We start from the raw sequence: 25483 nt of genomic DNA, 5'->3' as shown, positions 1-25483 counted from the left end.
CGGCGGTGCTACCGCTCGACGCTCAGATGGACGGTGCCGAGGTGAGTGAACTCCGCCGCGAGAGATGCGCCGGGCGTGAGCGCGATGGCGTCGGTGAGACCCCCCGTGAGCACGATCGCGCCCGCCGGGATCTCCTGCCCGCGCGCGCCCAGCGCGTTCGCTGCGAGCGCAAGCGCTTCGGCCGGGTGCCCCTGCACGGCCGCGCCCGTGGCGGTGTCGACGACGTCGCCACCCACCGAGAGGACGACGGCTTCGAGCGCGAGATCGAGCTCGTCGGGTCGCCGGCCGATGCCGCCGACCACGAAGAAGGCGGATGACGCGTTATCGGCGACGACGTCCGGGAGCGCGAAGTCGTAATCGACGTACCGGCTGTCGATGATCTCGAACCCGCCGTAGACCCGGTCCACGGCGGCGAGCGCCGTGGCGGCCGTCACCCCGGGACCGCGGAGCGGCTGTCCCATGACGAAGACGAGCTCGGGTTCGGCCCGCGGCTGGATGAGCCGGTCGAGCGGCACCGGGACATCGGCCGGGAGCATGTATGCGTCGGTGAGCACTGCGGTCAGCGGGGAGGAGATCCCCATCCGCTCCTGCTTGGCGCGGCTGGTCAGACCGAGCTTGATGCCGACGACGGTTTCGCCGGCGGCGACACGCTCCTCCACGAGGGCGTTCTGCACCCTGTAGGCCGTGTCGAGGTCGAGACCCTCCCACTCTCGGGTGAGACGGCCCCGGGGCGTCCGCGTCGCCTCCGCGCGGCGGAGTGCCGCGACCGCGGAGGAGATGTCCTGGATGCTCATCGTGTCACTCCGATCGCGTCGGGATTGTTCGCATCGGGAGGGCCGGCCTCGGCCGCGAGCTCGATCGCGACGTCGATGATCATGTCCTCCTGACCGCCCACGTAACCGGCCTCCCCGACACGGCGGAGGATCTCGTGGGACGGCACGCCGTAGCGCTGCGCCGCGACTTGCGCATGCAGGAGGAACGAGTTGTAGACGCCGTACCGGCCCTGAACGATCGCGTCGCGGTCGATCCTCGGCACGGTCGGGATGAGCGGTGCGGCGACGTCCTCCGCGGCCACGAGGATCGAGGGGAGGTCGACGCCGGTGGGCACGCCCGCAGCGTCGAAGGCCGCTACCAGGACCTCCGTCGGGGTGTTGCCGGCACCGGCACCGAGCGCCCGCAGCGTACCGTCGATGCGGCGCGCTCCCGCCTCGTAGGCCGCGAGCGAGTTGGCGACGCCGAGGCCCAGATTCATGTGTCCGTGGAAGCCCACTTCGACGTCCGTGCCGAGCTCGTCTACGAGCGCGGCGACCCGGTCGCGCACGCCGTCGGGCAGCAGCGCGCCGGCGGAATCGACGACGTAGACGCACTGGCATCCGGCATCCGCCATGATGCGCGCCTGCCGCGCGAGCTCGCCGGGTGGCGTCCGATGCGAGAGCATGAGGAACCCGGCCGTCTGCAGACCGAGCTCGCGCGCCGCCCCGAAGTGCTGGATGCTGACGTCGGCCTCGGTCGAGTGGGTCGCGATCCGCACGTACGTGGCGCCCGCCGCGACCGCCTCCCGCAGGTCCTCCACCGTCGCGACCCCGGGCAGGAGCAGCGCGGCGATCCGCGCCCGCTTCACCGAGCCGGCGGCGGCGGCGATGAGCTCGAGCTCCGGCACGGCACTGAAGCCGTAGTTGAACGAGGAGCCGGAGAGTCCGTCGCCGTGCGTCACCTCGATGACATCGACGCCGGCGGCGTCGAGCGCGGCGGCCACGGCCGTGACCTGCTCGACGGTGAACCGGTGGGCGACGGCGTGCGAACCGTCGCGGAGCGTGGTGTCCGTGATCCGGACGCGAGGCGATGCGTTCACGCCGGGGCCTCCATCCCGTGCGGGTGCGCCGGACCGGTCTCGGGCTCCCCGATCAGGAGCTCGGCCGCGCGGTTCGCGGCGGCGGTCATGATGTCGAGGTTGCCCGCCCACTGCGGCAGGTAGTCGCCGTTGCCGGCCACCTCGAGGAACACGGCGACGCGGCCATCGCCGTGCCAGCGCTCATGCGGGTCGTCGAACTGCGGGTCGGCCTTCAGCCGGTAGCCGGGCACGTACTCCTGTACGGCGGCCACGGCGTCGTGGATCGAAGCGGTGATCGCATCGCGGTCGGCATCCCCGCCGATGGCGGCGAACACCGTGTCGCGCATGACCAACGGCGGATCGACGGGGTTGAGGATGATGATGGCCTTTCCGCGCTGTGCGCCGCCGATCTGCTCGATCGCCCGCGCGGTCGTGGCGGTGAACTCGTCGATGTTGGCGCGCGTGCCGGGACCGGCGGAGCGCGACGAGATCGACGCGACGATCTCGGCGTAGGAAACAGGCGTGACCCGGCTGATCGCGTGCACGATCGGAATGGTCGCCTGGCCGCCGCACGTGATCATGTTGATGTTGTCGGCATCGCGGTGCACGTCGAGATTCACCGCCGGGCACACGAACGGCCCGACCGCGGCGGGCGTCAGGTCGATCGCGGTGATCCCCGCCTCGGCGTAGCGCGGCGCGTTGGCAAGATGCGGCCCGGCGGCGGTCGCCTCGAAGACGATGTCCGGCAGCTCAGGCCGCTCGAGAAGCCAGTCGACACCGCCCGCCGACGCTTCGAGACCGAGTCTTCGCGCGCGCGCCAAACCGTCGGATTCGGGGTCGACACCGACCATGTAGCGCACGTCGAAGACGTCGCGGCGGATGAGTTTGATGAGCAGGTCGGTGCCGATGTTGCCCGGACCGACGATGGCGACCCGCGGTCGCCGCGTCCCCGTATCCATGGTGTCCTTTCGGTTCAGCCGGCGAACCGCGCCGTGACGGAGCCGAGCCCGGCGAATTCAGCGGTGATGATGTCGCCGGGAGCCGCGGAGACGGCGGCGGTGACCGCGCCGGGAAGCACGACCGATCCGGCCGGAATGGTCGTGCCGAGGGCGCCGAGCGTGTTGACGAGCCAGACCAGTGCCGAGATCGGCGATCCGAGCACGGCTGCCCCCGCTCCCGTGTGCGCGATCCGGCCGTTCCGCCGCAGGACGGCGCCGGTCAAGCGGAGATCGACGCCGTCCAGCGAACGGGGCGTGCTGCCGAGCACGACGCCCCCGGCGGAGGCATTGTCGGCGATCGTGTCGGTGAGGGAGATCTTCCAGTCGGCGATGCGGGAGTCGATGATCTCGAGGGAGGCGACGGCGGCGTCGATCGCGCGCACGGCGTCCGCGGCGGTCACCCCGGGTCCGGCGAGATCGCGCCCCAGGATGAAGGCGATCTCGGGTTCGACGCGCGGCTGGATGAAGCGGTCCGCCGAGATCGGCGCGCCACTGAGCACGAAGTCGTCCTCGAGGAGATGACCGAAGTCGGGGCTGTCGACGCCGAGCTGGCGCTGGATCGCCGCCGACGTGAGCCCCACCTTGTACCCGGCGATGCGGCCGCCCGCCGCCCGCCACACCTCGACCTGCTCCAGCTGGACCCCGTACGCCGCGTCGATGCTGTCCAGACCCAGCGGGGCGATCGGTCGACGATCACGTCGCGCGGCCAGGAGACGTTCGGCGGTATCGGAGAGGAGTGGGGCTGTCATGGTGCGACCTCGCTGTCGGGTGATGCCACTGTCGCGTCCGCCGCCGAATCCGCCAAGGAGGCGATCCGCTCACCGAGACAGCCCCCGGTCTCGACCGTCGCCTCCGGCTACCGCACGGAGCGGCGCACCTCCGACGGCAGCAGCCCGTATGTGTCGCGAAAGACCTGCGCGAAACGGCCGAGATGGGTGAACCCGTTCGCCGCCGCCACATCGGAGACCGAGATGCCCGCGAACGCGGGGTCGCGCAGCGCCGCGTAGCACCTACGCAGACGCACATTGCGGAGGTACCGCATCGGGGATACCCCGAGCTCGCGCCGGAAGGCGATCTGGAGCGACCGCCCGCCGACGCCCGCCTCCGCGGCCAGGGTGGCGAGCGACCAGGGCAGTTGCGGGTCCGCCTCGATTCGGTCGACCACGGATGTCACCGCGCTGCGCTCCGAGGGCAGCGCGTCGTGCAGCCGCGCCGACCAGTCGTGCGTCTGGCTGAGAAGCAGGCTCGTGAGGAAGGCATCCACGACCCGGCCGGCGAGCGGTCGGGGCACCGGGCGCGTGCCGAACGGATCGACCTCGCGCGCGAGGAGGCAGAGCGCGGACACCCAGGGGGAACGGGGAGACTCCGACGACCGCCGGAACCGCGGGGGACCGCCGACCGGATACCCGAGCAGGATCGCAAGGTGCCGGGTGATCACCGCCTCCGGGATCTTCAGCGCGATGCGATCCAGGTCGCGGTCGAGCTCGAAGGCCACGGCATCCCCGGGATTGAGCACGAGTCCCTGCCCGCGGCGCATCGTGACCGCCTCGTCGAGGACGCGCGCGCCGCCGCGCCCCGTGATCGGGAGCTGCACGGAGTAGTAGTGGATGGGATCCGTCGCGACCACGGCGTCGGAGCCGTAGCGGAGGCGACCGATGAGGAGCTCGTCGAGATCGACGGCCCCGAGGCGCGCCTCCCCCGCCCCGAGCCTCAGCCGGTGCGGGGAGAACATCCGGCTCCCGGCATCACGAAGCTCGTCTTCGTCGGCGCTGGCGAGAACGTGATATTGCAGCGGGTCGGGTCCCACGTCGTCTCCTTCGACGATCCCACCGTTCAGTATCTCCTCCGGCGCATGGGATGCGCCAGCGGTTACGTTACGGGCCGGCTACACGTCGCCGAGTTCCGCCCGGGTGTGCGCGAGAACCCCACCGATGTCCTCGAAGACGGCGTCCGGGCGGCGCTCCGCCGGCAGGGCGTCGGCGGTCGCGCGGTCGACGCCGCCCGTCAGCACGAGGTACGACGTCCCGCCGATCACGCGCGCGAGCTCGACCTCGGCGAGCGCGTCGCCGACGACGACGACGTCCTCTGGAGCCACTCCCATCTGCGCGGCGAGCGCGAGCCCGAGTTCGCGGGAGGGTTTTCCGGTGACCTCCGGCTGCACTCCCGTCGTCCAGGCGATTCCCGCCGCGATCAATGCCGAGCTCGTGATGCCCTTCTGCATCCCGCCATGGAACCAGCGCTGGCCGACCGTGCTGTAGAAGGCTGCTCCGGCGTCGACCGCGAGCGCCGCCGCGTCGAGGTCGGCCGTTCGGAACTCGACCCCGTCGCCTACGGCGACGACACGCGCGGACCTCGCACGCTCACCCACGGCGACATCGACGCCGTATGACCGGACGGTGTCGGCGAACGCGGGGCTGCCGACGATGGCGACGGCCTCCCCGGGATGCCGTCGGGCGATGAGATCGGCGGTCATGCTGCCCGCCGTCTCGAAGTGCGCGTCGTCGACCGGGATGCCCTCGGCTCGCAGACCTGCAGCGTACGTGTCCGGCGGGTTGCCGGACGCGTTCGTGCAGACGACATAGGGCTCGCCGACGCGATCGAGGAGCGCGATGAACTCGGCCGCGCCCTCGATCGGCTGTCCACCGTCGCCGCCATAGCGGGCCGCACGCACGAGGCAGCCGTCCACATCGATGATCCAGCCACGGCGGCCGGGGGTGCTGGGAGTCATGAGGTCTCCTCGGGTTCGCGAATCGGATAGGGGGGTTGACGGAAAATCGACGGGCCCTCGACACTCTGAGCATGCGTTCCATTGAGCGAGACACGACGATGCCGTCGATGATCAGCCGCGTGTCCACGATCCTGCAGCTCTACCTGCGCGAGGAGAGCGAATTCACGGTGTCGGAGCTCAGCCGCCGCACCGGCATCCCGAAGGCGTCGGTCTCGCGGATCGCACGCGACCTGGTCGACGAGAGCATCCTCGAGCGCGACGGGGACCACTTCCGCCTCGGGATCCGGCTGTTCGAGCTCGGCCAGCAGGCGAGCCGGACGACGGATCTGAGGCGCGTCGCAGCGCCCTACATGTACGAACTCATGTCGGCCACGAAGCAGACCGTGCACCTCGCGGTCTTGGAGGGCACCGAGGTCGTCTACGTTCACCGGCTCCGCAGCAAGCTCACACCGCCGCTGCCCTCCCGCATCGGCGGTCGACTTCCGGCGCACGCGACCGGTGTCGGGAAGGTGCTGCTCGCGTTCAGGCCACTGGAGGAACTCGATCGCCTGGGCGATCCCCCTCTCGCGGCGCTCGGACCGCGCACCATCACCGACCCGGAAGTCCTGCGCAGCGAGCTCCACGCGATCCGGATGAACCGACTGGCATACGAGCGGGAGGAGTCGGTCGCGGATGTCGGCTGCGCCGCCTCCCCGGTGCTCGACGCGAACGGCCGCGCCGTCGCAGCCCTGTCGGTATCGGTGCATCTGTCCTCCATGGACCTCACCAAGATGGGACCCGCCGTCGCCGTGGCGGCCCGCGCGCTGTCACGGCAGCTGGGCGCACCGGGCCGGCCGGGCTCGGCGGAGTGAGCCCGGCCGGCGCGAGCAGGATCAGTCGTGCAGGCGCATCGGCGTCTGCATCATCGCCAGGATGCGGTCGACGGGCGTTGCTCCGCGCGCGCGCTTGGTGGCGACACGGTTGCTCCACACCGTCTCGGGACGCGTCTGCAGCAGGAACAGCTCCCGCACGCCGGGTTCGCCGGGACCGAGAGCCCACTCGATGTCCTGCCGAGACCCGAGCCGCTCGTCGACCGACTTGCCCATCCGGGCGATCGCGAGCGCCTCGTCGTCGGTCACGCACGCGACCGCTCGATCCTCGTCCGAGACGATCCGGAGGACGACCTCGTCGGCCTCCGGATCGAGTCGGTACGCCTTCTCCTTCGATCCCACGGCCCTCGACCGGAAGCCGAGGGTCACCCGGTCGACGCCGAAGCTGTCCGGCGTGACCTCGCCCGAGACCAGGCCGAGCCCGAGCCCGTAGGTCGCCTCGATGTAGATCTCCGACGCGTCGCCCGTCGTCGGGTTCAGCGTGAGCATGACGCCCGCGACGCTCGACTCGACCATCTCCTGGACGACGACCGCCATCGAGACCTCGCGTACGTCGACGCCGTTCTTCACGCGGTAGGCGATGGCCTGCGGCGTGAAGAGGCTCGCCCACACCTTCGCGACGTGCTCGACCACGGAGTCGCCGCCGCGGACCCACAGGTAGCTCTCCTGCTGGCCCGCGAACGACGCCTCCGCGGTGTCCTCCGCCGTCGCGCTCGAGCGCACGGCGACCGGTGCGTCGTCGTACCGCCCGTATGCCTCGCGGAGGCCGTCCGCGAGCTCGGGGGAGAGAGGGGTCGAGAGGAAGAGCTCTTCGATCTCCTGCGAGGCCCGCGCCTGTTCCTCGACCGACTCCGCCCCGCTCGAGATCGCCACGATCCGCTCGTCCAGCCCCGTCCGGCGGATGTGGTCGAGGTACGCGCCCGTCGTCACCACGAAGGCCGAGGGCACGGGCGCCTCCAATCCGATCAGCCGGACGAGGCCGACGCCCTTGCCGCCCAGCACTGCCGGGTCGGGCGGGGTGGAGGGGGTCAACCAGATGATCTGCTCGCTCATGTCTTCTCCTCTCAGACCGGCCCGGGCGCTACACGCGCTCCAGGATGGTCACCAGTCCCGTGTCCCCATCGACCCGTATCCGGTCTCCCGTCTTGATCTTCGTGGTGCCGTTGCCCGTCCCGACGACCGCGGGTAGGCCGTACTCGCGGCTCACGATCGCCGCGTGGCTCATGATGCCGCCGATGTCGGAGACGGCGGCCTGGATCTTGCCGAAGATCGCGCCCCACGCGGGCGCGGTGATCGGGCAGACCAGGATCTCGTCCTGAACGACCTCGCTCAGCTGGCTCGCGTCGCGGATCACGCGTGCGGTGCCCTCTCGCACGCCCGGCGACGCCGGCACACCCTGCAGCGCATCGGGATCGTCGTCGCCGTCGCCCAGCCAGACCTTGATCCGATCGGTCGTGATGCCCCACAACAGCACCGTGAACGGCTCCGAGATCTCATCCGGGATCGGGCCGAGCGCGGGCGGCGGAGTCCAGCCTCGCAGGGCGGCGAGGATCCGCTTGCGGTCCGAGATCTCGGCCTTCCACGGGGTGTGGCGCTTGCGCGCGCCGGTCGCCCAGCCGAACACCATCTCGAAGAGCGCCTGGCCGACCTCCCAGCGGTTCAGCATGAACACGTCCTCGCGGTCCTCGATGAACCCGCCGGTCACCAGTCGGTCGCCGACGTCGCGCATCTTGTTCCAGAAGATCGTGTGGAACCAGTTCTCGATGTAGAAGTTGTGGTCCTCGACATACGGATCGACGAGCCTCGCGAGGTCGACGTTCTGGTCGAAGATGACGCGTTCCTCGTCGTTGGGCAGCAGATTGCGGTACTCGCTCGTGACCCGGTCGCGGCGGGCGAGGATCTCCTGGGTGGGGCGGTCGATGCTCTCGCCTGCGAGGAGCTTCCCGATGTACCCGGTGAGCGCGACCCACGGGACCGTGAGGTCGTCGACCCACGAACGCTCGTGGTGGTAGAGACCCGTGCCGCCGGAGAAGTTAAACCACGGCTCCTTGGCCGCTTCGAGCCGCTCGATCCACCGGTCGCCCTCGGGCGTCCCCGCGAGCCGCGCGATCGTGGCCTGCGGGTCGTCGGCGCCGTCGGTGAGCTCCTCGTGGATGCCGAGCTCGATCGCGAGACGGGCGAGGGCCTTGATCTCGTCGTCCGGACGGAAGAACAGGATCTCGTTGCCCGCGACCATCTGGACGATCGTCTCGTCCTTGATGCCCGGGAAGGACTCCTTGCAGAAGGTGAGGAGGTTGAGATACGCGGCGTACGCGAGGTTCAGCATCTCGAAGTGGTACTGGTAGGCGAGGAAGATGCTCTCGATCAGCTTGTCGTACGCGCCGATGAGGACATGCCCGCTGCTGACTCCCGTGGCGCCGGTAACGATCTTCTCGTCTTCGAGCCGCGGGAGATCGGGGATCTCGAGCGCCTCGACCTCGCGGATGACCGCCTCCATCTTCTCCTTCCACTTCTCGAACAGGTCGTCCCAGTTCTCGTAGTAGTAGGTGGCTCGCTCTGCGAACAGCCGCGCCCGCTCGCCGATCCATTCGACGTCGCTCACCGCGACGGGACGGATGTACAGGTAGCCGTTGAGGATGCGCTGGTCGATCCCGTATGCGGGCGGCACCGGGAAGATGCGCGAGTTGAACTCGCCGAGGCCCACCCCCCATGCCTCGTGGCTGATCATGTCGAACGGCGGAAGCGCCTCCATGTGATGCATGGAATCCCAGAACCACAGGGTGGCGTCTTCGTCATCACGGTTCTCGGGCGAGAAGCGCATGTACGCGGGGTACATCCGCTCCCAGCCCTCCGCGCCCTCCGGCGTCGTCACCGAGGACGGGATCTCGAAACTCTCGATGGTCATGTCTGATAACTCCTTTGTCATCTCTGGATGGGGTGGAAAGGGAGACCGGCGCCGCCCGAAGGCGGCGCCGGTCTCCTCACGCTTTCGTGCGGTAGTCGGTCCGCGCGTAGTCGCTGTACGGCGCGGGCGCGACGGTGACGCGGATCTCCTTCTGGCGGTGGCTCTCCACGCGGGCCTTGCCCGAGTTCGGCTCCTCGCCCCACAGCAGAGTCAGCTCTCGCCCCTCGACGGCGTACTCGCTGTCGAGGATCGCGACCGAGAGCACCTTCCGGTAGATCGACGCCGCGCCCGGGTATCCCGAGGTCCCGACGTGAACCCCGTCGGCGCGCACCGAGTCGTATCGGAAGGTTGTGTAGCCGGGTCCGCCGGGCAGCTGCAGCATCTTCGCGTTCTCGCCCTCGTTGAACCACGAGCGATAGATCGATGCGACGTCGTCGGGGTTCCAGATCAGCGTGACCTTCTTCTTCCGGGCCGGGACGCCGTCGTCGACCATCCTCTGCAGCGCCTCGCGGCCGATGAAGTCGTGGTCGAACTTCAGCGCTCGGTCGTAGCCGAGCGCGAACGGGGTGAGGTAGTAGTCCTCGACGTTGTCGGAGAAGAAGCTGCCGCCGAGCGGCGCCGTCGCCTCGAACGACCGGTCGCTCAGCCAGTCACGGTAGTCGGCGAGCTCGGGGCTCGTGTAGATCGCGGGCAGGACGCCCGGCAGGTATCCCGAGTAGACAGCGGTGGTGAAGTAGGCGTAGGCGCCCGTGCGAGTCATCCCGTGCTTCTCGCCGGCGGCCAGGAGGGCACGCGTGACGACGTCCTTGTCCTCCCACTTGCCGAAGATCTCGTAGCCGGGCTGGCCGACCATGCCGTGCCGGAGGAAGGTGATCTCCCGACCGTAGACGCTCGCCTGAGACATGTGGAAGAAGCCGAGCTCGGGGAGCTCGCCCCCGAGCAGGTCGCGGACGACGTCGGGCGCGGTGGGTCCCTGCACCTCGTAGCGGAAGTACTCGGGGTCCCCTGCACGCGAGAACGAGGTGCCCTCGCGGCGGAAGCGGAGCCTGTTCGGGGTGATCGCGTACTGATACTCGACCCAGTCCATGACGCCCCACGGGCCGACGAGGATCGCCTTCTCCTCGGAGATGCGGAACAGGATCCCTTGGCCGATGAGGAAGCCATCGGGGGAGCACGCGACGAGCTGCTTCGCGCGGTTGACGCCGAAGTTGGCGAATGTGTTGATGCCGATGCGCGCCAGGAACGGCACGAGGTCCGGCCCTTCGAGCGTAATGGTCACCATGTGGTGACTCTGGTCGAGAAGTCCGCACGTGGTGTGCCACGCGAGCTGCTCCGATTCCCAGTTGGTGTACTCGCGGGGCACCTCGATCGGCACGACCTGCGGGCTCGCCGTCGAATTGCGGAGCAGCTCCACGGGGCTTCCGGCCTTCTTCACGGCCTCGGTCAGCGATCCCATCCGTTTCCTCGTTTCCTCGTTTCGGGACGAGCGGGAGGGTTCGGTCACCGGAGCCTCATCGCTCGACAACGGCGTCCGGGATGGTCCGCGGGCGCCCAACTGGCTCGGGACGTTACTGGAGGCGCGTTCCGTCGTCACGGGCCCGTCTCGCTGATCGATACGGACGGCAAGCGTCTCGCTCAGCGGAACATCCGGCGCCTGGCGATCGGACCGGCGGACAGTGGCTCACTGCGGTCGCCCGAGTGGGCGGGCGTCGATATGCAGAGCGGGTGCGGAGCCTCAGCGCCCGTTGGCCGCCTGCTCGTGGTGGTGGATGACCTCGGCGACGACGAAGTTGAACCACTTCTCGGCGAAGGCCGGATCGAGGTCGGCGTCGAGGGCCAGCCGGCGGAGCCGGGCGACCTGGTGCTCCTCGCGGGCGGGATCGGAGGGGGGCATCTCGTGGGTGGCCTTGAGCACGCCGACCTGCTTCGTGCACCGGAACCGCTCGGCGAGCATGTACACCAGCGCCGCGTCGATGTTGTCGATGCTCGCGCGCAGCCGGAGCAGCTCGGCGCGCGCCTCCTCGTTCCCGGTCACCGATTCGCTCACGGTGTCGAGGGTACCGGGCCCGACCGCCCTAGAGTGTGACCATGACCGACCCCGCGCCCCCCGCGCACCCCTCCTCGTCGTCGGGGATCCGCTCGTTCTGGGCGAAGATCGACCGCCCCTTCACCGTGGGCTTCACCCTCACCCTCGGCGGTCTCGCGGCACTTCTCCTGGGGCTCGCGGTCAGCAACCTCGCCACCGTGATCATCTACATCGTGCTGGCACTCTTCGCCGCGCTGGGTCTCGAGCCCGTCGTCGACTGGCTCATGAACCGCGGCGTCAAACGGGGATGGGCCATCGCGATCGTCTTCCTCGGCGTCGCCGTCGTCCTCGTCGGCATCCTGTGGCTCGTGATCCCCACGGTCGTGGCGCAGATCTCTCAGTTCATCCGCGACATCCCGGGGCTCGTCACCGCCGCCGAGCAGTCGGAGTGGTTCGCCTTCCTGCAGGCGCAGTTCGGCACCGCCGTGCCCGACATCGTCAACAACATCGAGTCGTTCCTCACCGACCCCGGTAACATCGCCGCGATCGGCGGCGGCGCGGTGCAGGTGGGCATCTCGATCGTGTCGGGCATCTCGGGCGCGTTCATCACCCTCGTCCTGACGCTCTACTTCATCGCGTCGATGCCGGCGATCAAGCAGGCCTTCTACCGCCTCGCGCCCGCGCGCAACCGCCCGGGGCTGCAGACGATGACCGAGCAGATCACTGGCTCGATCGGCGGATACCTCATCGGCATGGTCGTGCTCGCGACGGCGAACGCGATCTTCGCGTTCATCCTGCACCTCATCCTCGGGCTGCCGTTCCCGGCGCTCATGGCCGTCGTGGCCTTCCTCATCACGCTGATCCCGCTCATCGGACCGGTGCTCTACTGGATCATCGCGAGCGTGATCGCGCTCTTCTCCGACCCCGTCACGGCCCTCATCTTCGCGGGCCTGTACCTGGCGTACATACAGGTCGAGGCATACGTGCTGACGCCGCGGGTCATGAACCGCACGATCGAGATACCGGGCGCGCTCGTGGTGATCGGCGCGCTCGTCGGCGGCACGCTGCTCGGGCTGATCGGCGCGCTCGTCGCGATCCCGGTCTCGGCATCCATCCTGCTGATCATCAAGCAGGTCTGGGTACCGCGGCAGGACGCCAAAGTCTGACGGGCATCGTCGGAGGGCTCAGGGGCGTGCGGGCAGCAGCCGCGTCGGCGACGGCGCCGCGGTGCGATGGCGCACGCGCCCGGGCACGCCGGTGCGGATGTCGAGGCTCATCGACACCACGTCGTTGGAGCGCTGACCGGCCACGAGCAGCGTGTCGCGCACCACGAGGTGATGGCGCGGCCAGTCGACCCCGGCATCGACGAGGGCCACCGGGGCGAGCGACTCGCCACCGCCCCGCACGCGCAGCACGGCGATCGTGTTGCTGCCCCTCAGGCCCGCATAGACGTACTCCCCGTCGCGGGAGAGCGTGATCTCGGCGCCGGTGTCGTCGGGGAGGGATGCCGCGGATGCCGCGGCTCCCGCGACGAGCCGCCACCGTCCCGTCTCGTCGGCCGCGAGCACGAACACCTCGCGTGAGAACTCCGTCACGACGTAGACGTGACCGCTCGGGTGCCACACGAGGTGCCGCGGTCCCGATCCCGCGGGCAGGACGACCTCGTGGTCGGCGCGCAGCCCCTCGGTGCCGCGGCGCCAGATGCGCACGAGGTCGAAGCCGAGGTCGGTCGTCGCGATGCGCCCGTCAGGGAGGAACAAGCTGGCGTGAGCCCGCGAGACGCGCTCCTGCGTCTGCGGGGAGCCGGGCTGATCCACGGGCTCGTCGTTCGCGGGGACGAGGTGCGCGTACTCCTCCCCTGCGGCCTCGCGCAGGGCGCGGGCGGCGGCGCGCAGGTCGATGTCGGCGGGGCCGGTGGATGCCGCGGCATCCGCCCGATCGGCGCGTTCCGGCGCATGCGGATCCGTCGCGGCGGCGGCCGCCGCGATATCGCCGGGCGCTCCCTCGGGGGAGAGGGCCACGCGCACGACGCGGCCGTCGCCCCAGCACGTCGCGACGAGGAACCCGGCATCCGGCGACACGGCGACGTGACAGACGGCCTCGCCCACCTCGACCGGGCGGCCGAGCGGCGCGAGGCTCGCCTCGCCCGTGCGGCGGAAGGCCTGCACGCGGCCCTCGCTCTCGAGGGCCGCGTAGACGACGTCGCGCACGGGGTGCGCGGCCAGCCACGACGGGGACTCGGCGCGCGCCGCCGTGCCGACGAAACCGAGCGGGCCGCCCGCCGTCCCGGCATCCGCCTCACCGGCCGCGAGCACCCCGATGCCCTCGGCGGCGGAGTCCATCGCCGCGCCCCAGCCGCCGAGCCAGAGCAGCACGGTCAGTCCAGCAGGTCGTGGCGCACGACGACGGCGTCGCGGGCCGCCCCGACGCCGATCACCGAGATGCGCGTGCCGCTCATCTTCTCGAGGGCGAGCACGTAGTCCTGAGCGGCGACCGGCAGGTCCTCGAACGCCCGGGCGCCGGTGATGTCTTCCTTCCACCCGGGGAAGTACTCGAGGATCGGCTTGGCGTGGTGGAAGTCGGTCTGGTTGACGGGCACCTCGTCGAACCGCTCCCCGTCGACGTCGTAGGCGACGCACACCGGGATCTGGTCGAGCCCCGTGAGGATGTCGAGCTTCGTGAGCACGAGATCGGTGATCCCGTTGATGCGGGTCGCGTAGCGCGTGATGGGTGCGTCGTACCAGCCCACGCGCCGCGGACGACCGGTGGTGGTGCCGAACTCGAACCCGCGCGAGCGGAGCCAGTCGCCGCTCTCGTCGAACAGCTCGGTGGGGAACGGGCCCGACCCGACGCGGGTCGTGTAGGCCTTGACGATTCCCACGATGCGGTCGAGGCGATTGGGGCCGATGCCCGAACCGGTCGCCGCGCCACCGGCCGTGGCCGAGGACGAGGTCACGAACGGGTAGGTGCCGTGATCGACGTCGAGCATTGTCGCCTGTCCGCCCTCGAAGACGACGACCTCGCCGGCGTCCAGCGCCTCGCTGAGCAGGAGACCGGTGTCGGCGACGATCGGGCGCACGCGCTCGGCGTAGGAGAGCAGATCCTCCACGATCTCGTCGACGGTGATCGCGCGGCGGTTGAAGACCTTGACGAGGAGGTGGTTCTTCTGGTCGAGGGCGCCCTCGACCTTCTGCCGGAGGATGTTCTCGTCGAAGAGATCCTGCACGCGGATGCCGACGCGGTTGATCTTGTCGGCGTACGCGGGACCGATGCCCCGGCCCGTCGTGCCGATCTGACGCTTGCCGAGGAAGCGCTCGGTGACCTTGTCGAGCGTGCGGTGGTACTGCGTGATGATGTGCGCGTTCGCGCTGATCCTCAGGCGCGAGGTGTCCACGCCGCGGGCGTGGAGCGCCTCGAGCTCGTAGAAGAGCACCTCGAGATCGACGACGACGCCGTTGCCGATGACGGCGTTGACGCCGGGCGAGAGGATGCCGGAGGGCAGCAGGTGCAACGCGTACTTCTCGTCGCCGATCACGACGGTGTGGCCGGCGTTGTTGCCGCCGTTGAACTTGACCACCCAGTCGGTGCGCTCGCCGAGCAGGTCGGTGGCCTTGCCCTTGCCCTCGTCGCCCCACTGGACGCCGACGATGACGATTCCTGGCATGTGGAGGGCTCCTCATGGGTGGGGGACGGGCGCAGAACGCGCTTATCGATCCTACCGGGCCAGTATTCTTGGCCCGTCGTCGACGAGCAGGAGGGTCATGTTCTACCCCGTCGTGCGCATCATCGTCGCGCTGGCCGGCGTCGCGGCCGTCTTCGCACAGTTCGAGCGTTCCTTCTCCCTCGCGCTCGTGAGCACGACGCCCTACGGGTCCGACCTCCCCACGATGGTCGCGAACTTCTTCAGCTTCTTCACGATCCAGTCCAACCTCGCCACCGCCGTGACGCTGATGGTGGGCGCCGTCTGGGCCATCCGGCACCGGCACGATCGCCTGCAGGAGCCGCGGTGGTTCGCGGTCCTGCTCACGTGCGTCGCGACCTACATGATCGTCACCGGGGTGGTCTACAACCTCCTGCTGCGCGGCATCGAGCAGGCGCCGGGCGCGGTCGTTGGCTGGTCGAACGAGATCCTCCACGTGTGGATCCCCGTGTTCATGCTCGTGGACGCGCTGGTCGGGTACCGTCGGCGCGCGCTCGGCTGGTCGGCCGCCGGGATCGTGGCGATCTACCCCGTCGTGTGGGCGCTCTACACGCTCGCTCGCGCCCCCTTCATCACGAACCCCGGCACCGGGGTCCCGTACTGGTATCCGTATCCTTTCCTCGACCCGAACGCCGTCGCGGGCGGATACCTCGGCGTGACCGGCTACGTGGTCGGCATCGCGGTGGGGATCATCGTGGTCGCGACGGGGGTGATCGCGATCGGACGCTGGCGCGCGGCGGCGGCATCCACCCCCGCGCCGGTCCGCTCGCGGCCGGGGAGCACCGCGCGCGATCACTAGACTTGAGCGCATGTCGAAGGTCCTTCAGTCCCTCCCCGTCGGCGAGCGCGTCGGCATCGCTTTCTCGGGGGGCCTGGACACCTCCGTCGCCGTCGCATGGATGCGTGACAAGGGCGCCGTCCCCTGCACGTACACGGGCGACCTCGGCCAGCCCGACGAGCCGGACATCGAGGCGATCCCCGGCCGGGCCCTCGAGTACGGCGCCGAGATCTCGCGCCTGATCGACGCGAAGGCCCCGCTCGTCGAGGAGGGCTTCGTCGCCCTGGCGTGCGGCGCGTTCCACATCCGCTCGGGCGGGAAGACCTACTTCAACACGACCCCGCTCGGTCGTGCCGTCACGGGCACCCTCCTCGTGCGCGCCATGAAGGAGGACGGGGTCGACATCTGGGGCGACGGCTCCACCTACAAGGGCAACGACATCGAGCGGTTCTACCGCTACGGCCTCCTCGCCAACCCCCGCCTGCGCATCTACAAGCCGTGGCTCGACGCCACCTTCGTCACGGAGCTCGGCGGCCGCACCGAGATGAGCGAGTGGCTCGTCGCCCACGGCTTCCCGTACCGCGACTCCGCCGAGAAGGCGTACTCGACCGATGCGAACATCTGGGGCGCGACGCACGAGGCCAAGACCCTCGAGCACCTCGACGTCTCGCTCGAGACCGTCGAGCCCATCATGGGCGTGCGCTTCTGGGACTCCTCGGTCGCGATCGCGACCGAGGACGTCACGATCACTTTCGAGGCCGGCCGGCCGGTGGCCATCAACGGCGTCGAGTACGGCGACCCCGTCGCTCTCGTGCGCGAGGCGAACACGATCGGCGGACGCCACGGCCTCGGCATGAGCGACCAGATCGAGAACCGCATCATCGAGGCGAAGTCGCGCGGCATCTACGAGGCGCCGGGAATGGCCCTGCTGTTCATCGCCTACGAGCGCCTGGTCAACGGCATCCTCAACGAGGACACGCTCGCGACCTACCACGAGCAGGGCCGTCGCCTCGGACGCCTCATGTACGAGGGCCGCTGGCTCGACCCCCAGTCGCTCATGCTGCGCGAGTCGATCCAGAAGTGGGTCGGCTCGACGATCAACGGCTCGGTCACGCTGCGCCTGCGCCGCGGCGACGACTACACGATCCTCGACACGACGAGCCCCAACCTCTCCTACGCGCCGGAGAAGCTGTCGATGGAGCGGGTGGGGGATGCCGCGTTCGGTCCGATCGACCGCATCGGCCAGCTCACGATGCGCAACCTCGACATCGCGGACTCCCGCTCGCGCCTCGAGCAGTATGCGGGTCTCGGGCTCATCGGCGGGGCCACGGGAGCGCTCGTCGGGCAGATCTCCGCGGGGGGAGCCGACGACATCATCGAGAGCGCGACGCCGCACGACGCGGACCGCGATGCGCTCGCGGACGCCGTGGAGGGCGCCTCGGAGAGCGCGGCCTTCGACGCCGGCACCGACTGACCCGGCCCGCGGGAGCGGGAAGACTCAGCGGAAGGGCGCCGTCACCGTATTGCGGTGATACTCGAACACGATGCTCGTTCGCGTCGAGGCCACGCTCTGCTGCGCCGACAGATGCTCGACCACGAACTCCCTCATCTGGGACGATCCCTCGACCGCGATGTGCACGAGGAAGTCGTCGGTCCCGCCGACGAACCACACCTGCAGCACCTGCGGCAGACGGCGCACGTCGTCCGCGAACGCGCGGATGCTGCCGGCCCGCGCCCCGGGTCGCAGCGTCACCCCGATGATCGCCTGCAGCCCCTTGCCGAGCGCCCGGTGATCCACGGCCGCATGGAAGCCCGTGATCACCCCCCGCTCGACCAGGGAGCGCACGCGCGCGTGCACGGTCGAGGGGGCGAGGCCGAGGGCTGCGGCGAGATCGACGTTGGTGATGCGGCCGTCGGCGGCGAGGATCCGGATGATCTCGACATCCACGGCATCCACCGCGAATGACCGTAGATCGTTCGGCGAACCGGCTCGCGCTCCGTCATCCATGCAGGGAAGCCTACGCGGGAAGGCCGTCCGGCCGAATGTCTTTCGCGCGCGGTGGCCGAACGAGTGCGCGCCTGCGAACCTGGAGCTCGCATCGGGTCACCCAGCGAGGGAGCACCATGAGGATCGGCATCCCCACCGAGATCAAGAACGGCGAGTACCGGGTCGCCATCATGCCCGCGGGCGTGGACGCGCTGGCGGCGCACGGGCACACCGTCCTGGTTCAGGCGGGGGCGGGCCTGGGTGCGGGAGTCGGGGACGAGGACTTCGCCGCCGCGGGCGCGGTCATCGTGCCGGATGCCGCCGACGTGTGGCACGACGCGGAGCTCGTGACGAAGGTGAAGGAGCCGGTCGCCGCCGAGTACGGCTACCTGCGCGAGGATCTCGCCCTCTTCGCGTACCTGCACCTCGCCGCCGATCGACCCCTCACCGCGGCCCTCTGCGCCGCGGGAACGACGGCGATCGCGTACGAGACGGTGCAGACGGGTGATCGGAGCCTGCCCCTGCTGACGCCCATGAGCGAGATCGCCGGTCGGCTCTCCGTCATCGTCGGCGCGCAGACGCTCATGCGCCCCGCGGGCGGACGGGGGACGCTCCTCGGCGGCGTGGCGGGCGTGCCCCGCGCCGAGGTCGTCGTGATCGGCGGCGGGGTCGCCGGCGAGAACGCCATCGTGAACGCCCTGGGACTCGGCGCGGGCGTGACCGTCATCGACGTGTCCCTGCAACGGTTGCGCGAGCTCGAGAAGCGCTACGGCACGGCGCTGCAGACCCGCGTCTCGAGCCGCTACGAGATCGCCGAGCAGGTGCGGCGCGCCGATCTCGTCGTCGGCGCCGTCCTGGTTCCGGGGGCGGCCGCGCCGCGCCTGGTGGCCGACGACATGGTGGCGGCGATGAAGCCGGGATCCGTGCTGGTGGACATCGCGATCGACCAGGGCGGATGCTTCGAGGGTTCCCGCCCCACGACCCACGACGCCCCGACCTTCGCCGTGCACGACTCCCTCTACTACTGCGTCGCGAACATGCCGGGCGCCGTCCCGGTGACGTCCACCCGTTCCCTCACGGGTGCCACCCTGCCGTACCTGCTGGCCCTGGCCGACCGCGGCGTCGACCGTGCCCTGCACGCCGATCCCGCTCTCGCGGCCGGCCTGAACACCCGCGCGGGCGCCATCGTGAACGCCGCGGTCGCGGCGGCGTTCGGCCTTCCCGCCGACGGCTGACGCGCGGGATCATCTCGGCCGCGCGCCGCAGCCCGACAACACTCCGGAGACAACCGCATCCGCGCCGTCGGCCTCCCCGGAACGACGGGGTCCGCGTCCCGCGCAGAGCACACTTCTCCGGAGTGTTGTCCGCTGCGGCCGCGCGGGCGCCCGCCCAGGTCCGGGCGGACGGGCTCAGCCGCCGGCGGCGGGCGGCGTCTCCTTCGACTCCCGCAGCTCGTCGACATGCAGCCCGCGCTCGTCGAAGGTGCCGTTGCGATACGCGGCGCGGGCGACCATGTGCGCCGACAGGGGGGCAGTAGCGAGCTGGAACACCACGACCGGCACGAGGAATGCGAGCGCCGCCCACGAGCGCAGCGACAGCGCGACGGCGATGCAGATGAGGATGAGGCCGAGCACCTGCGGCTTCGTCGCGGCGTGGAGGCGGCTGGGTACGTCACGGAAGCGCAGCAGGCCGATCGAGGCGGTGAGGCACAGCACCGCACCGATGAACACCAGCACGATCGCGGCGCCGTCGAGCACCGCCGGCAGGTCGAAGACCACGTCATCCGTCATCGCGGGTTGTCCCTTCTGGCGACGAAGCGGGCGACCGAGATGGATCCGAACACCCCGGCGGCGGCGATGATGAGCAGCAGCGTAAGGCTGCGGGTGTGGTGGTTGATGACCATCTCGGCCCCGACGATGCACATCACCTCGGTGAGGAGGACATCGGCGGCCACGACGCGGTCGAGGATGGACGGGCCGCGCACGATGCGGACGAGCGCGAGCAGGGCCGCCGCGACGAACAGCACGAGGATGACGATGATCACGACGCTCACGTGGGAGCCCCTCCCTTCCGCGGTGTGTCGATGCCGCTGCGACGGATGAGCTCGAGCTGCCCCCGGGAGCCGACGGCGCGGACGATGCGCGCCTCCCACCCGAGGACGGCACGACGCTGCTTCTCGACGTCCGCGTCGGAGTCCACCCCGATGACATGCAGGTAGAGCACGCGGCGTTCGCGGTCCGCCTCGACGATGAGCGATCCCGGGATGAGCGACGCGGTCACGCCCGTATGGGTCATGATGAGGTCGTCGTCCACCCGCAGCGGCACGGCGATGATCGCCGTGCCCGGCAGCTTTCGCGGATCGAGGACCTGCCACGCCACCAGGAGCGAGCCGCGCACGAGCGCCGCCAGGAAGGTGACGACGAAGACGAGCCCGTACCAGACGTTGACCCGCCCCGACAGCTCGACGGGAGGCAGCCGGAACACGCGGGTGACGACGACGGCCACGGCGAGCCCCGTGACGAAGGCGAGCACGGTGAACTGCCCCCACAGCAGCATCCACAGGGCGATCAGCCACAGGAAGAAGGGCAGCTGGACCCAGAGGGTGCTGCGGTGCGTGCGCGGAGAGCCGCTCATTGCTCGGCCTCCTCGTTCAGCTGTGTGATGACCACGGGCTGCGCCAGGCCTTCACCGGCTCGCATGCAGATCTCGAGCAGCGGACCGGCGAAGACGGTCAGCGCCACGGTCGCTGACACCATCAGGGCGGTCGCCCCCGTCATGATCCGCGACGTGACCCGACGGCCCGTCTCGACGCCGGCGGCCGGCGCATCGCCCAGGTAGGCGATGCGCGCCTCGGTCTCGGCGGAGTCGTCCTCCTCGCGCCAGAAGGCGAGGTTCCACGCCCGCATCAGGGCGTACAGGGTCAGCAGCGAGGTCACGATGCCGCCCACGATCAGCACCATCATGACCGGCGTGCCCACCTCCGCGGCGGCTTCGAAGAGGGCGAACTTGCCGATGAAGCCCGAGAACGGCGGCAGGCCGCCGAGGTTGACCGCGGGGATGAAGTAGAGAACCGCGATGACGGGGGCGGCACGCATGAGCCCCTTCACGCGAAGGATCGACGTGCTGCCGGCGCGACGTTCGACGAGCCCCACGGCGAGGAACAGGGTCGTCTGCACGATGATGTGGTGGACGATGTAGTAGATCGTCGCGCCGTAGGCCTCGGGAGTCGCGATGGCGAGCCCGAAGATCATATAGCCGACGTGGCTCACGAGCGTGAACGACAGGATCCGCTTGAGCTCCGCCTGGGCGACCGCGCCGAGCACGCCGACGATCATCGTCGCCAGCGCGATGACCATGAGCAGCATGTTGACGTCGGAACCGGGGAAGAGCTGGGTCTCGGTGCGGATGATGGCGTAGACGCCCACCTTGGTGAGCAGGCCGGCGAACACTGCCGTCACCGGCGCCGGCGCCGTGGGATAGGAGTCGGGCAGCCAGAAGGACAGCGGGAAGACGGCCGCCTTGATCGCGAACGCCACGAGCAGCAGCAGGTGCAGGACCATCTGCACCTCGCCGGGGAGCTCGGCCATGCGATCGGCGATCTGCGCCATGTTGACCGTGCCGAGCGCGCCGTAGATCACGGCGATCGCGGACAGGAAGAGGATCGACGACACGAGCGAGACGACGATGTAGACGACGCCCGTGCGGATGCGCGACTCCGTGCTGCCCAGGGTTATCAGCACGTACGACGCCACGAGCAGGATCTCGAAGCCCACGTAGAGGTTGAAGAGGTCGCCCGCGACGAACGCCGTGAAGATCCCGGCCGAGAGGATCAGGTACGAGGGATAGAAGATCGACACCGGCGTCTCCTGGTCGCCGTCGGCGGCACCCTGACCGACGGAGAACAGCAGGACGGCGATCAGCACGATGCTCGAGACCAGCACCAGAAGCGCTGCCAGGCGGTCGACGTAGAGCACGATGCCGATGGGAATCGGCCACCCCCCGACCGACACCGCGATCGGGGCCCCCTGGTCCACCGTCGCCAGCAGCACGCTCGCGATCACGACGACGAGCGAGAGCGTTACCACCGACACGGCCACCTGCAGGCGCGGGCGGCGTCCGAAGATCAGCGTGACCGCCGCTCCGAGGAACGGCAGCGTGACGAGCAGCGGGACGAGGGCGCTCATGACCGCTCCCCCTCGTCGTCGCGACCGGCGTAGGGCCGATCCGTCGGGGCGTCATCGTGCAGCGCGGAGAAGTCACGGCTGTGCAGCACCGTGATGGGCGCCGTGTCTACGCCGACGAAGTCGGTGGATGCCTCGGCATCCGCGCCCTCGTCCATGCCCTCGTCGGTGTCGGGCGTCCGCTCGCGCAGGGCGATGTCGGTCTCGTCGTCGACGACCGTATCGGCCGTGCCCAACTGCCACGAGCGGTAGATCAGCGCGAGCAGGAAGGCCGAGACGGCGAAGGTGATGACGATCGCCGTGAGCGTGAGCGCCTGCGGCAACGGATCGGAGACGCCCTCGGTGCCGTAGAACGGCGCGGCACCCGGCGCGCCGAGCACGATCAGCAGCAGCAGGTTCGCGGCGTTGCCCAGCAGCAGGAAGCCGATCAGGACGCGCGTGAGGCTGCGCTCCAGCATCGCGTAGACGCCGCACGCGAAGAGCGCACCCATGATCACGATGAGGACGAGCGAGACATCCATCAGACGCTCACCTCCTGCCCGCGGGCCGACTGCGCCTGCCGGTCGACCTCGGCACCGAGGCTGCGCAGCACGTCGAGCACGAGACCGATGACGACCAGGTAGACCCCGACGTCGAAGATCGTCGTCGTGACGAACTCCACGTGGCCGAGCAGCGGCAGCTCGCCCTCCCAGTACGTGCTCGTGAGGGGGGCCGCACCGAAGAAGAGGGGGACGATGGCGCAGCTGACGGCGATCGTCATGCCGACGCCGAGGAGCATTCCGGCGTCGGTGGGCGCCGCCACCCCGAGTTCGTACCGGCCTCCCGCGACGTAGCGCATGACGAGCGCCATGCCCGCGACCAGCCCGCCCGCGAAGCCTCCACCGGGGAGGTTGTGGCCGGCGAACAGAAGATAGATCGAGACGACGATGATCGAGTGGAAGAGCACCCGCACGACGACCTCGAGGATGAGCGACCGGCTCTCCGGCCGCAGTCGCTGCCCGCCGAGCAGCCACGTGCGCGGCTGCGTCGGGGTCGCTCCGGTCTGGGGGCGCGGCCCGTCGACCGTCTCGACGAGCGGACGCCGGGAACGGCGGCGAGGCGCGACGGGAAGACCCGAGGTGAGGGACTGCAGGTTGTCCGAGCGGTTGGTGACGAAGACGAGGGATGCCACACCCGTCGCCGCGAGGATGAGCACCGACAGCTCGCCCATCGTGTCCCACCCGCGGATGTCGACCAGCGCGACGTTGACGACGTTCTGGCCGTGACCGATCTCGTAGGCCAGCTCGGGCCACGGCTCCGAGATCGGAACGTGGATCCGGGCGCCGGTCGCGATGATCGCGATCATCGCCATCGTCGCGCCGACGGCGAGAGCGAGCACGCCGCGGAAGATGGGCGCGACGGAGGCGTTGTGATCGCCCATGCGGGCCGGGAGCCGGCGCAGCACGAGGGCGAAGGCCACGAGTGTCACGGTCTCGATCAGCACCTGCGTGAGCGCGAGGTCGGGCGCCCCGCTCGTGGCGAAGAGCACGACCATCCCGAGCCCCGTGCCGGAGACGAGCACGACGCCCGAGAACCGCTTGCGCGCCCGCACCGCGAAGATGCCGGCGGCGATCATGACGGGGGCGACGAGCAGCTGCCAGGGCGACTGCCAGGCATCCAGCTGGGCGCGCCACGTCGGAGAGGCCAGGATGACCGTGCCTTCGGCGGCCACCAGGACGACGAAGATCGTTCCGACGTAGATCGGGAGCGAGCCGCGCTGCGTGAAGGTCGTGGTGATGACGGAGAGCCGATCGACCGTTCGCAGCGCCATGTTGTAGATGTCGGCGGCCGTGACGGGCAACGCCCGTGTGCGTCGGTCGAAGCCCGCACGCAGGGCGAGCCAGAAGACCACGGCCCCCACGATCAGCGTGCCGAGAGAGAGGAAGAGCGCCGGCTCCAGACCGTGCCAGAGCGCGAGATGGTAGGCGTACTCGGGCGCGGCGACGCCGGCCGGCGCGGCGGGCGCGGTGTCGGCGTAGGGCGTGAGGGCGACGTCCAGCCAGGGGGCGGCGAATCCGCCGGCGAGCGTGAGGGCCGCGAGCGCGACGGGCGCGGAGAGGAAGCCGAGGGGCGGGTCCGGCCACGCCGTCGGGGCGACCGCGCGCTTGGTCGCGAAGGCGCCCCAGAGGAAGCGGAGTCCGTAGGCCGCCGTCAGCGCCGATCCGAGGACCACGCCGATGAGGGCGACCAGTCCCCACGCGTCCCCCGCCGTCGCGGCATCCAGCAGGGCCGTGAGCGCGCCCTCCTTCGCGACGAAGCCGAGCGTGGGTATCACCCCGGCCATCGAGGCGATGGCGACGGCAGACGTGATCGCGAGGGTGGGCGCCTGCCGCCACAGGCCCGACAGCTCGTCGACATCGCGCGTGGACAGCTGGCGGTCGATGACTCCCACGACGAGGAAGAGGCAGGACTTGAAGAGGGCGTGGGCGAGCAGCAGCGCGAGCCCGGCGAGCGCGGCGTCCCTCGTGCCGAAGCCCAGGACGACCGTGAGGAAGCCCAGCTGGCTGACCGTCCCGAACGCGAGGATGCGCTTCAGGTCGCGCTCGCGGAGCGCCTGGAAGCCCCCGAGCAGCATCGTGAAGACGCCGAGACCGATGACGAGCGGCCGCCAGACCGGTGCGTCCGCGAAGACGGGAGCCAGCCGGGCGATGAGATAGATGCCCGCCTTCACCATCGCCGCCGCGTGCAGGTAGGCGCTGACGGGGGTGGGTGCGGCCATCGCGCCCGGCAGCCAGAAGTGGAACGGGAAGATGGCGGACTTGCTGAGGGCGCCGACGAGCAGCAGCACGAGGGCGGCGTCGATCACCGGCCCGGCGGGCGCCAGGGACAGGATCGTGGAGAGGCTCGACGTGCCCGTTTCGACGACGATCAGCACGACCCCGATCAGCATGACCAGTCCGCCGAGGGTCGTCACCAGGAGCGCCTGGAGGGCCGAGCGGCGGCTGCCGGCGCGCCGGTGGTAGTAGCCGATGAGAAGGTACGAGAGAACGCTCGTGATCTCCCAGAACATCACGAGCACGACGATGTCGTCGGTCAGCACCAGCCCGTACATCGCGCCCGCGAAGGCCAGCAGGACGGCGGAGAACTGCCCGAGCCCCTCCGTCTTCCCTCGGAAGTACCAGCGGCAGTAGAGCATGACCAGCGCCCCTACGCCGGTGACGACGAGCGTCATGATCCAGCCGAGCACGTCCATCCGCATCGAGATCTGGATGTCGAGCGTGGGGATCCAGTGATATGTCTCGAACGGAATACCGCCCGCAACCACCTCCGGACCCAACACCACGGCGTGGGCGAACGCGCCGGCCGTGATGAGCGCCGACACATAGAACGCTCGCGCCCCCATCCAGCGGACGAGCACCGGCATCAACAGCGGCGTCAGGCAGAACAGCGCGAGGATCAGCAGCATGGGCGTCTCCTCGGGCTCGTCGGCCGGGGGCGGCT

24 protein-coding genes are annotated in these 25483 nt (G+C 70.0%); 5 read left to right on the top strand and 19 right to left on the bottom strand.

The annotated features are described in order from the left end of the window. Positions 1-8: 8 nt before the first annotated feature. From ACIGCK_RS00260 to ACIGCK_RS00235, 6 genes are all read right to left on the bottom strand, one after another. A complete protein-coding gene (locus ACIGCK_RS00260) occupies positions 9-794 on the bottom strand; it encodes a 2-keto-4-pentenoate hydratase (RefSeq protein WP_396662899.1) in 786 nt (261 codons plus the stop codon). Beyond that, a complete protein-coding gene (gene dmpG, locus ACIGCK_RS00255; protein ID WP_396662898.1) occupies positions 791-1852 on the bottom strand; it encodes a 4-hydroxy-2-oxovalerate aldolase in 1062 nt (353 codons plus the stop codon). Before dmpG ends, ACIGCK_RS00260 begins: the two co-directional genes overlap by 4 nt. Then, positions 1849-2790: an acetaldehyde dehydrogenase (acetylating) gene (locus tag ACIGCK_RS00250; RefSeq protein ID WP_396662897.1), complete on the bottom strand. Its 942-nt coding sequence runs from the start codon at positions 2788-2790 to the stop codon at positions 1849-1851. The genes dmpG and ACIGCK_RS00250 overlap by 4 nt, the downstream gene beginning before the upstream one ends. Before the next feature lie 14 nt (positions 2791-2804). Beyond that, complete coding sequence (locus tag ACIGCK_RS00245; RefSeq protein ID WP_330170815.1) at positions 2805-3578, bottom strand: fumarylacetoacetate hydrolase family protein; 774 nt, start codon at positions 3576-3578, stop codon at positions 2805-2807. A 107-nt stretch (positions 3579-3685) separates the two neighbouring features. Further along, a complete protein-coding gene (locus ACIGCK_RS00240; RefSeq protein ID WP_396662896.1) occupies positions 3686-4636 on the bottom strand; it encodes an AraC family transcriptional regulator in 951 nt (316 codons plus the stop codon). Between the two features lie 78 nt (positions 4637-4714). Beyond that, on the bottom strand, positions 4715-5557 hold the full coding sequence (locus ACIGCK_RS00235; protein ID WP_396662895.1) for an HAD-IIA family hydrolase: 843 nt from the start codon (positions 5555-5557) through the stop codon (positions 4715-4717). A gap of 71 nt (positions 5558-5628) precedes the next feature. On the opposite strand from ACIGCK_RS00235, the gene ACIGCK_RS00230 reads away from it, so the two are divergent. Beyond that, complete coding sequence (locus ACIGCK_RS00230) at positions 5629-6408, top strand: IclR family transcriptional regulator (RefSeq protein ID WP_396662894.1); 780 nt, start codon at positions 5629-5631, stop codon at positions 6406-6408. 21 nt (positions 6409-6429) lie between these two features. Here ACIGCK_RS00230 and ACIGCK_RS00225 read toward each other — a convergent pair whose 3' ends face one another. From ACIGCK_RS00225 to ACIGCK_RS00210, 4 genes are all read right to left on the bottom strand, one after another. Then, a complete protein-coding gene (locus tag ACIGCK_RS00225; protein WP_396662893.1) occupies positions 6430-7479 on the bottom strand; it encodes a PEP/pyruvate-binding domain-containing protein in 1050 nt (349 codons plus the stop codon). 28 nt (positions 7480-7507) lie between these two features. Then, on the bottom strand, positions 7508-9331 hold the full coding sequence (locus tag ACIGCK_RS00220) for a PEP-utilizing enzyme (RefSeq protein WP_396662892.1): 1824 nt from the start codon (positions 9329-9331) through the stop codon (positions 7508-7510). A 76-nt stretch (positions 9332-9407) separates the two neighbouring features. Beyond that, positions 9408-10787, bottom strand: a complete 1380-nt coding sequence (locus tag ACIGCK_RS00215; RefSeq protein WP_330170810.1) for an aminomethyl transferase family protein — start codon at positions 10785-10787, stop codon at positions 9408-9410. Positions 10788-11066: 279 nt separating this feature from the next. Next, entirely contained in the window at positions 11067-11378 is a 312-nt protein-coding gene (locus ACIGCK_RS00210) for a chorismate mutase (RefSeq protein WP_396662891.1), read from the bottom strand. A 41-nt stretch (positions 11379-11419) separates the two neighbouring features. On the opposite strand from ACIGCK_RS00210, the gene ACIGCK_RS00205 reads away from it, so the two are divergent. Continuing rightward, positions 11420-12523 carry an AI-2E family transporter gene (locus ACIGCK_RS00205; RefSeq protein WP_396662890.1) on the top strand — a complete coding sequence of 368 codons (1104 nt, stop codon included), beginning with the start codon at positions 11420-11422 and terminating at the stop codon, positions 12521-12523. A gap of 18 nt (positions 12524-12541) precedes the next feature. On the opposite strand, the gene ACIGCK_RS00200 is transcribed toward ACIGCK_RS00205, so the two are convergent. Both ACIGCK_RS00200 and ACIGCK_RS00195 read right to left on the bottom strand, forming a co-directional pair. Continuing rightward, positions 12542-13732 (bottom strand): lactonase family protein, encoded by a 1191-nt coding sequence (locus ACIGCK_RS00200; RefSeq protein ID WP_396662889.1) that lies wholly within the window; start codon positions 13730-13732, stop codon positions 12542-12544. Between the two features lie 2 nt (positions 13733-13734). Further along, positions 13735-15021 carry an adenylosuccinate synthase gene (locus ACIGCK_RS00195; protein WP_396662888.1) on the bottom strand — a complete coding sequence of 429 codons (1287 nt, stop codon included), beginning with the start codon at positions 15019-15021 and terminating at the stop codon, positions 13735-13737. A gap of 97 nt (positions 15022-15118) precedes the next feature. Between ACIGCK_RS00195 and ACIGCK_RS00190 the strand changes: the two genes are divergently transcribed. Further along, complete coding sequence (locus tag ACIGCK_RS00190; RefSeq protein WP_396662887.1) at positions 15119-15856, top strand: Pr6Pr family membrane protein; 738 nt, start codon at positions 15119-15121, stop codon at positions 15854-15856. Positions 15857-15866: 10 nt separating this feature from the next. Beyond that, on the top strand, positions 15867-17309 hold the full coding sequence (gene argG / locus ACIGCK_RS00185; RefSeq protein WP_396662886.1) for an argininosuccinate synthase: 1443 nt from the start codon (positions 15867-15869) through the stop codon (positions 17307-17309). 24 nt (positions 17310-17333) lie between these two features. Here argG and ACIGCK_RS00180 read toward each other — a convergent pair whose 3' ends face one another. Continuing rightward, positions 17334-17843: an Lrp/AsnC family transcriptional regulator gene (locus tag ACIGCK_RS00180; RefSeq protein WP_396662885.1), complete on the bottom strand. Its 510-nt coding sequence runs from the start codon at positions 17841-17843 to the stop codon at positions 17334-17336. 116 nt (positions 17844-17959) lie between these two features. Here ACIGCK_RS00180 and ald point away from each other — a divergent pair, with 116 nt between their 5' ends. Beyond that, the gene (ald, locus tag ACIGCK_RS00175; RefSeq protein ID WP_396662884.1) at positions 17960-19057 is read left to right on the top strand and encodes an alanine dehydrogenase; all 1098 of its coding nucleotides are present in this window, start codon (positions 17960-17962) and stop codon (positions 19055-19057) included. Positions 19058-19231: 174 nt separating this feature from the next. On the opposite strand, the gene mnhG is transcribed toward ald, so the two are convergent. From mnhG to ACIGCK_RS00145, 6 genes are read right to left on the bottom strand one after another with little or no spacing between them, the layout of a single operon-like run. Further along, entirely contained in the window at positions 19232-19612 is a 381-nt protein-coding gene (mnhG, locus tag ACIGCK_RS00170) for a monovalent cation/H(+) antiporter subunit G (protein ID WP_330170802.1), read from the bottom strand. After that, complete coding sequence (locus ACIGCK_RS00165; RefSeq protein ID WP_396662883.1) at positions 19609-19875, bottom strand: monovalent cation/H+ antiporter complex subunit F; 267 nt, start codon at positions 19873-19875, stop codon at positions 19609-19611. Before ACIGCK_RS00165 ends, mnhG begins: the two co-directional genes overlap by 4 nt. Next, complete coding sequence (locus ACIGCK_RS00160; protein ID WP_396662882.1) at positions 19872-20456, bottom strand: Na+/H+ antiporter subunit E; 585 nt, start codon at positions 20454-20456, stop codon at positions 19872-19874. The genes ACIGCK_RS00165 and ACIGCK_RS00160 overlap by 4 nt, the downstream gene beginning before the upstream one ends. Then, positions 20453-22006, bottom strand: a complete 1554-nt coding sequence (locus ACIGCK_RS00155; RefSeq protein ID WP_396662881.1) for a Na+/H+ antiporter subunit D — start codon at positions 22004-22006, stop codon at positions 20453-20455. Before ACIGCK_RS00155 ends, ACIGCK_RS00160 begins: the two co-directional genes overlap by 4 nt. Continuing rightward, the gene (locus ACIGCK_RS00150) at positions 22003-22524 is read right to left on the bottom strand and encodes a Na(+)/H(+) antiporter subunit C (protein WP_396662880.1); all 522 of its coding nucleotides are present in this window, start codon (positions 22522-22524) and stop codon (positions 22003-22005) included. The genes ACIGCK_RS00155 and ACIGCK_RS00150 overlap by 4 nt, the downstream gene beginning before the upstream one ends. After that, positions 22524-25448 carry a Na+/H+ antiporter subunit A gene (locus ACIGCK_RS00145; RefSeq protein ID WP_396662879.1) on the bottom strand — a complete coding sequence of 975 codons (2925 nt, stop codon included), beginning with the start codon at positions 25446-25448 and terminating at the stop codon, positions 22524-22526. The genes ACIGCK_RS00150 and ACIGCK_RS00145 overlap by 1 nt, the downstream gene beginning before the upstream one ends. Positions 25449-25483: the final 35 nt, after the last annotated feature.

Origin of the sequence: Microbacterium sp. NPDC078428, from assembly GCF_044542535.1 — a bacterium.
GTDB lineage: Bacteria > Actinomycetota > Actinomycetes > Actinomycetales > Microbacteriaceae > Microbacterium > Microbacterium limosum.
The sequence above is the reverse complement of the archived record's forward strand: the minus strand, read 5'-3'. Positions and strand labels throughout refer to the sequence as shown.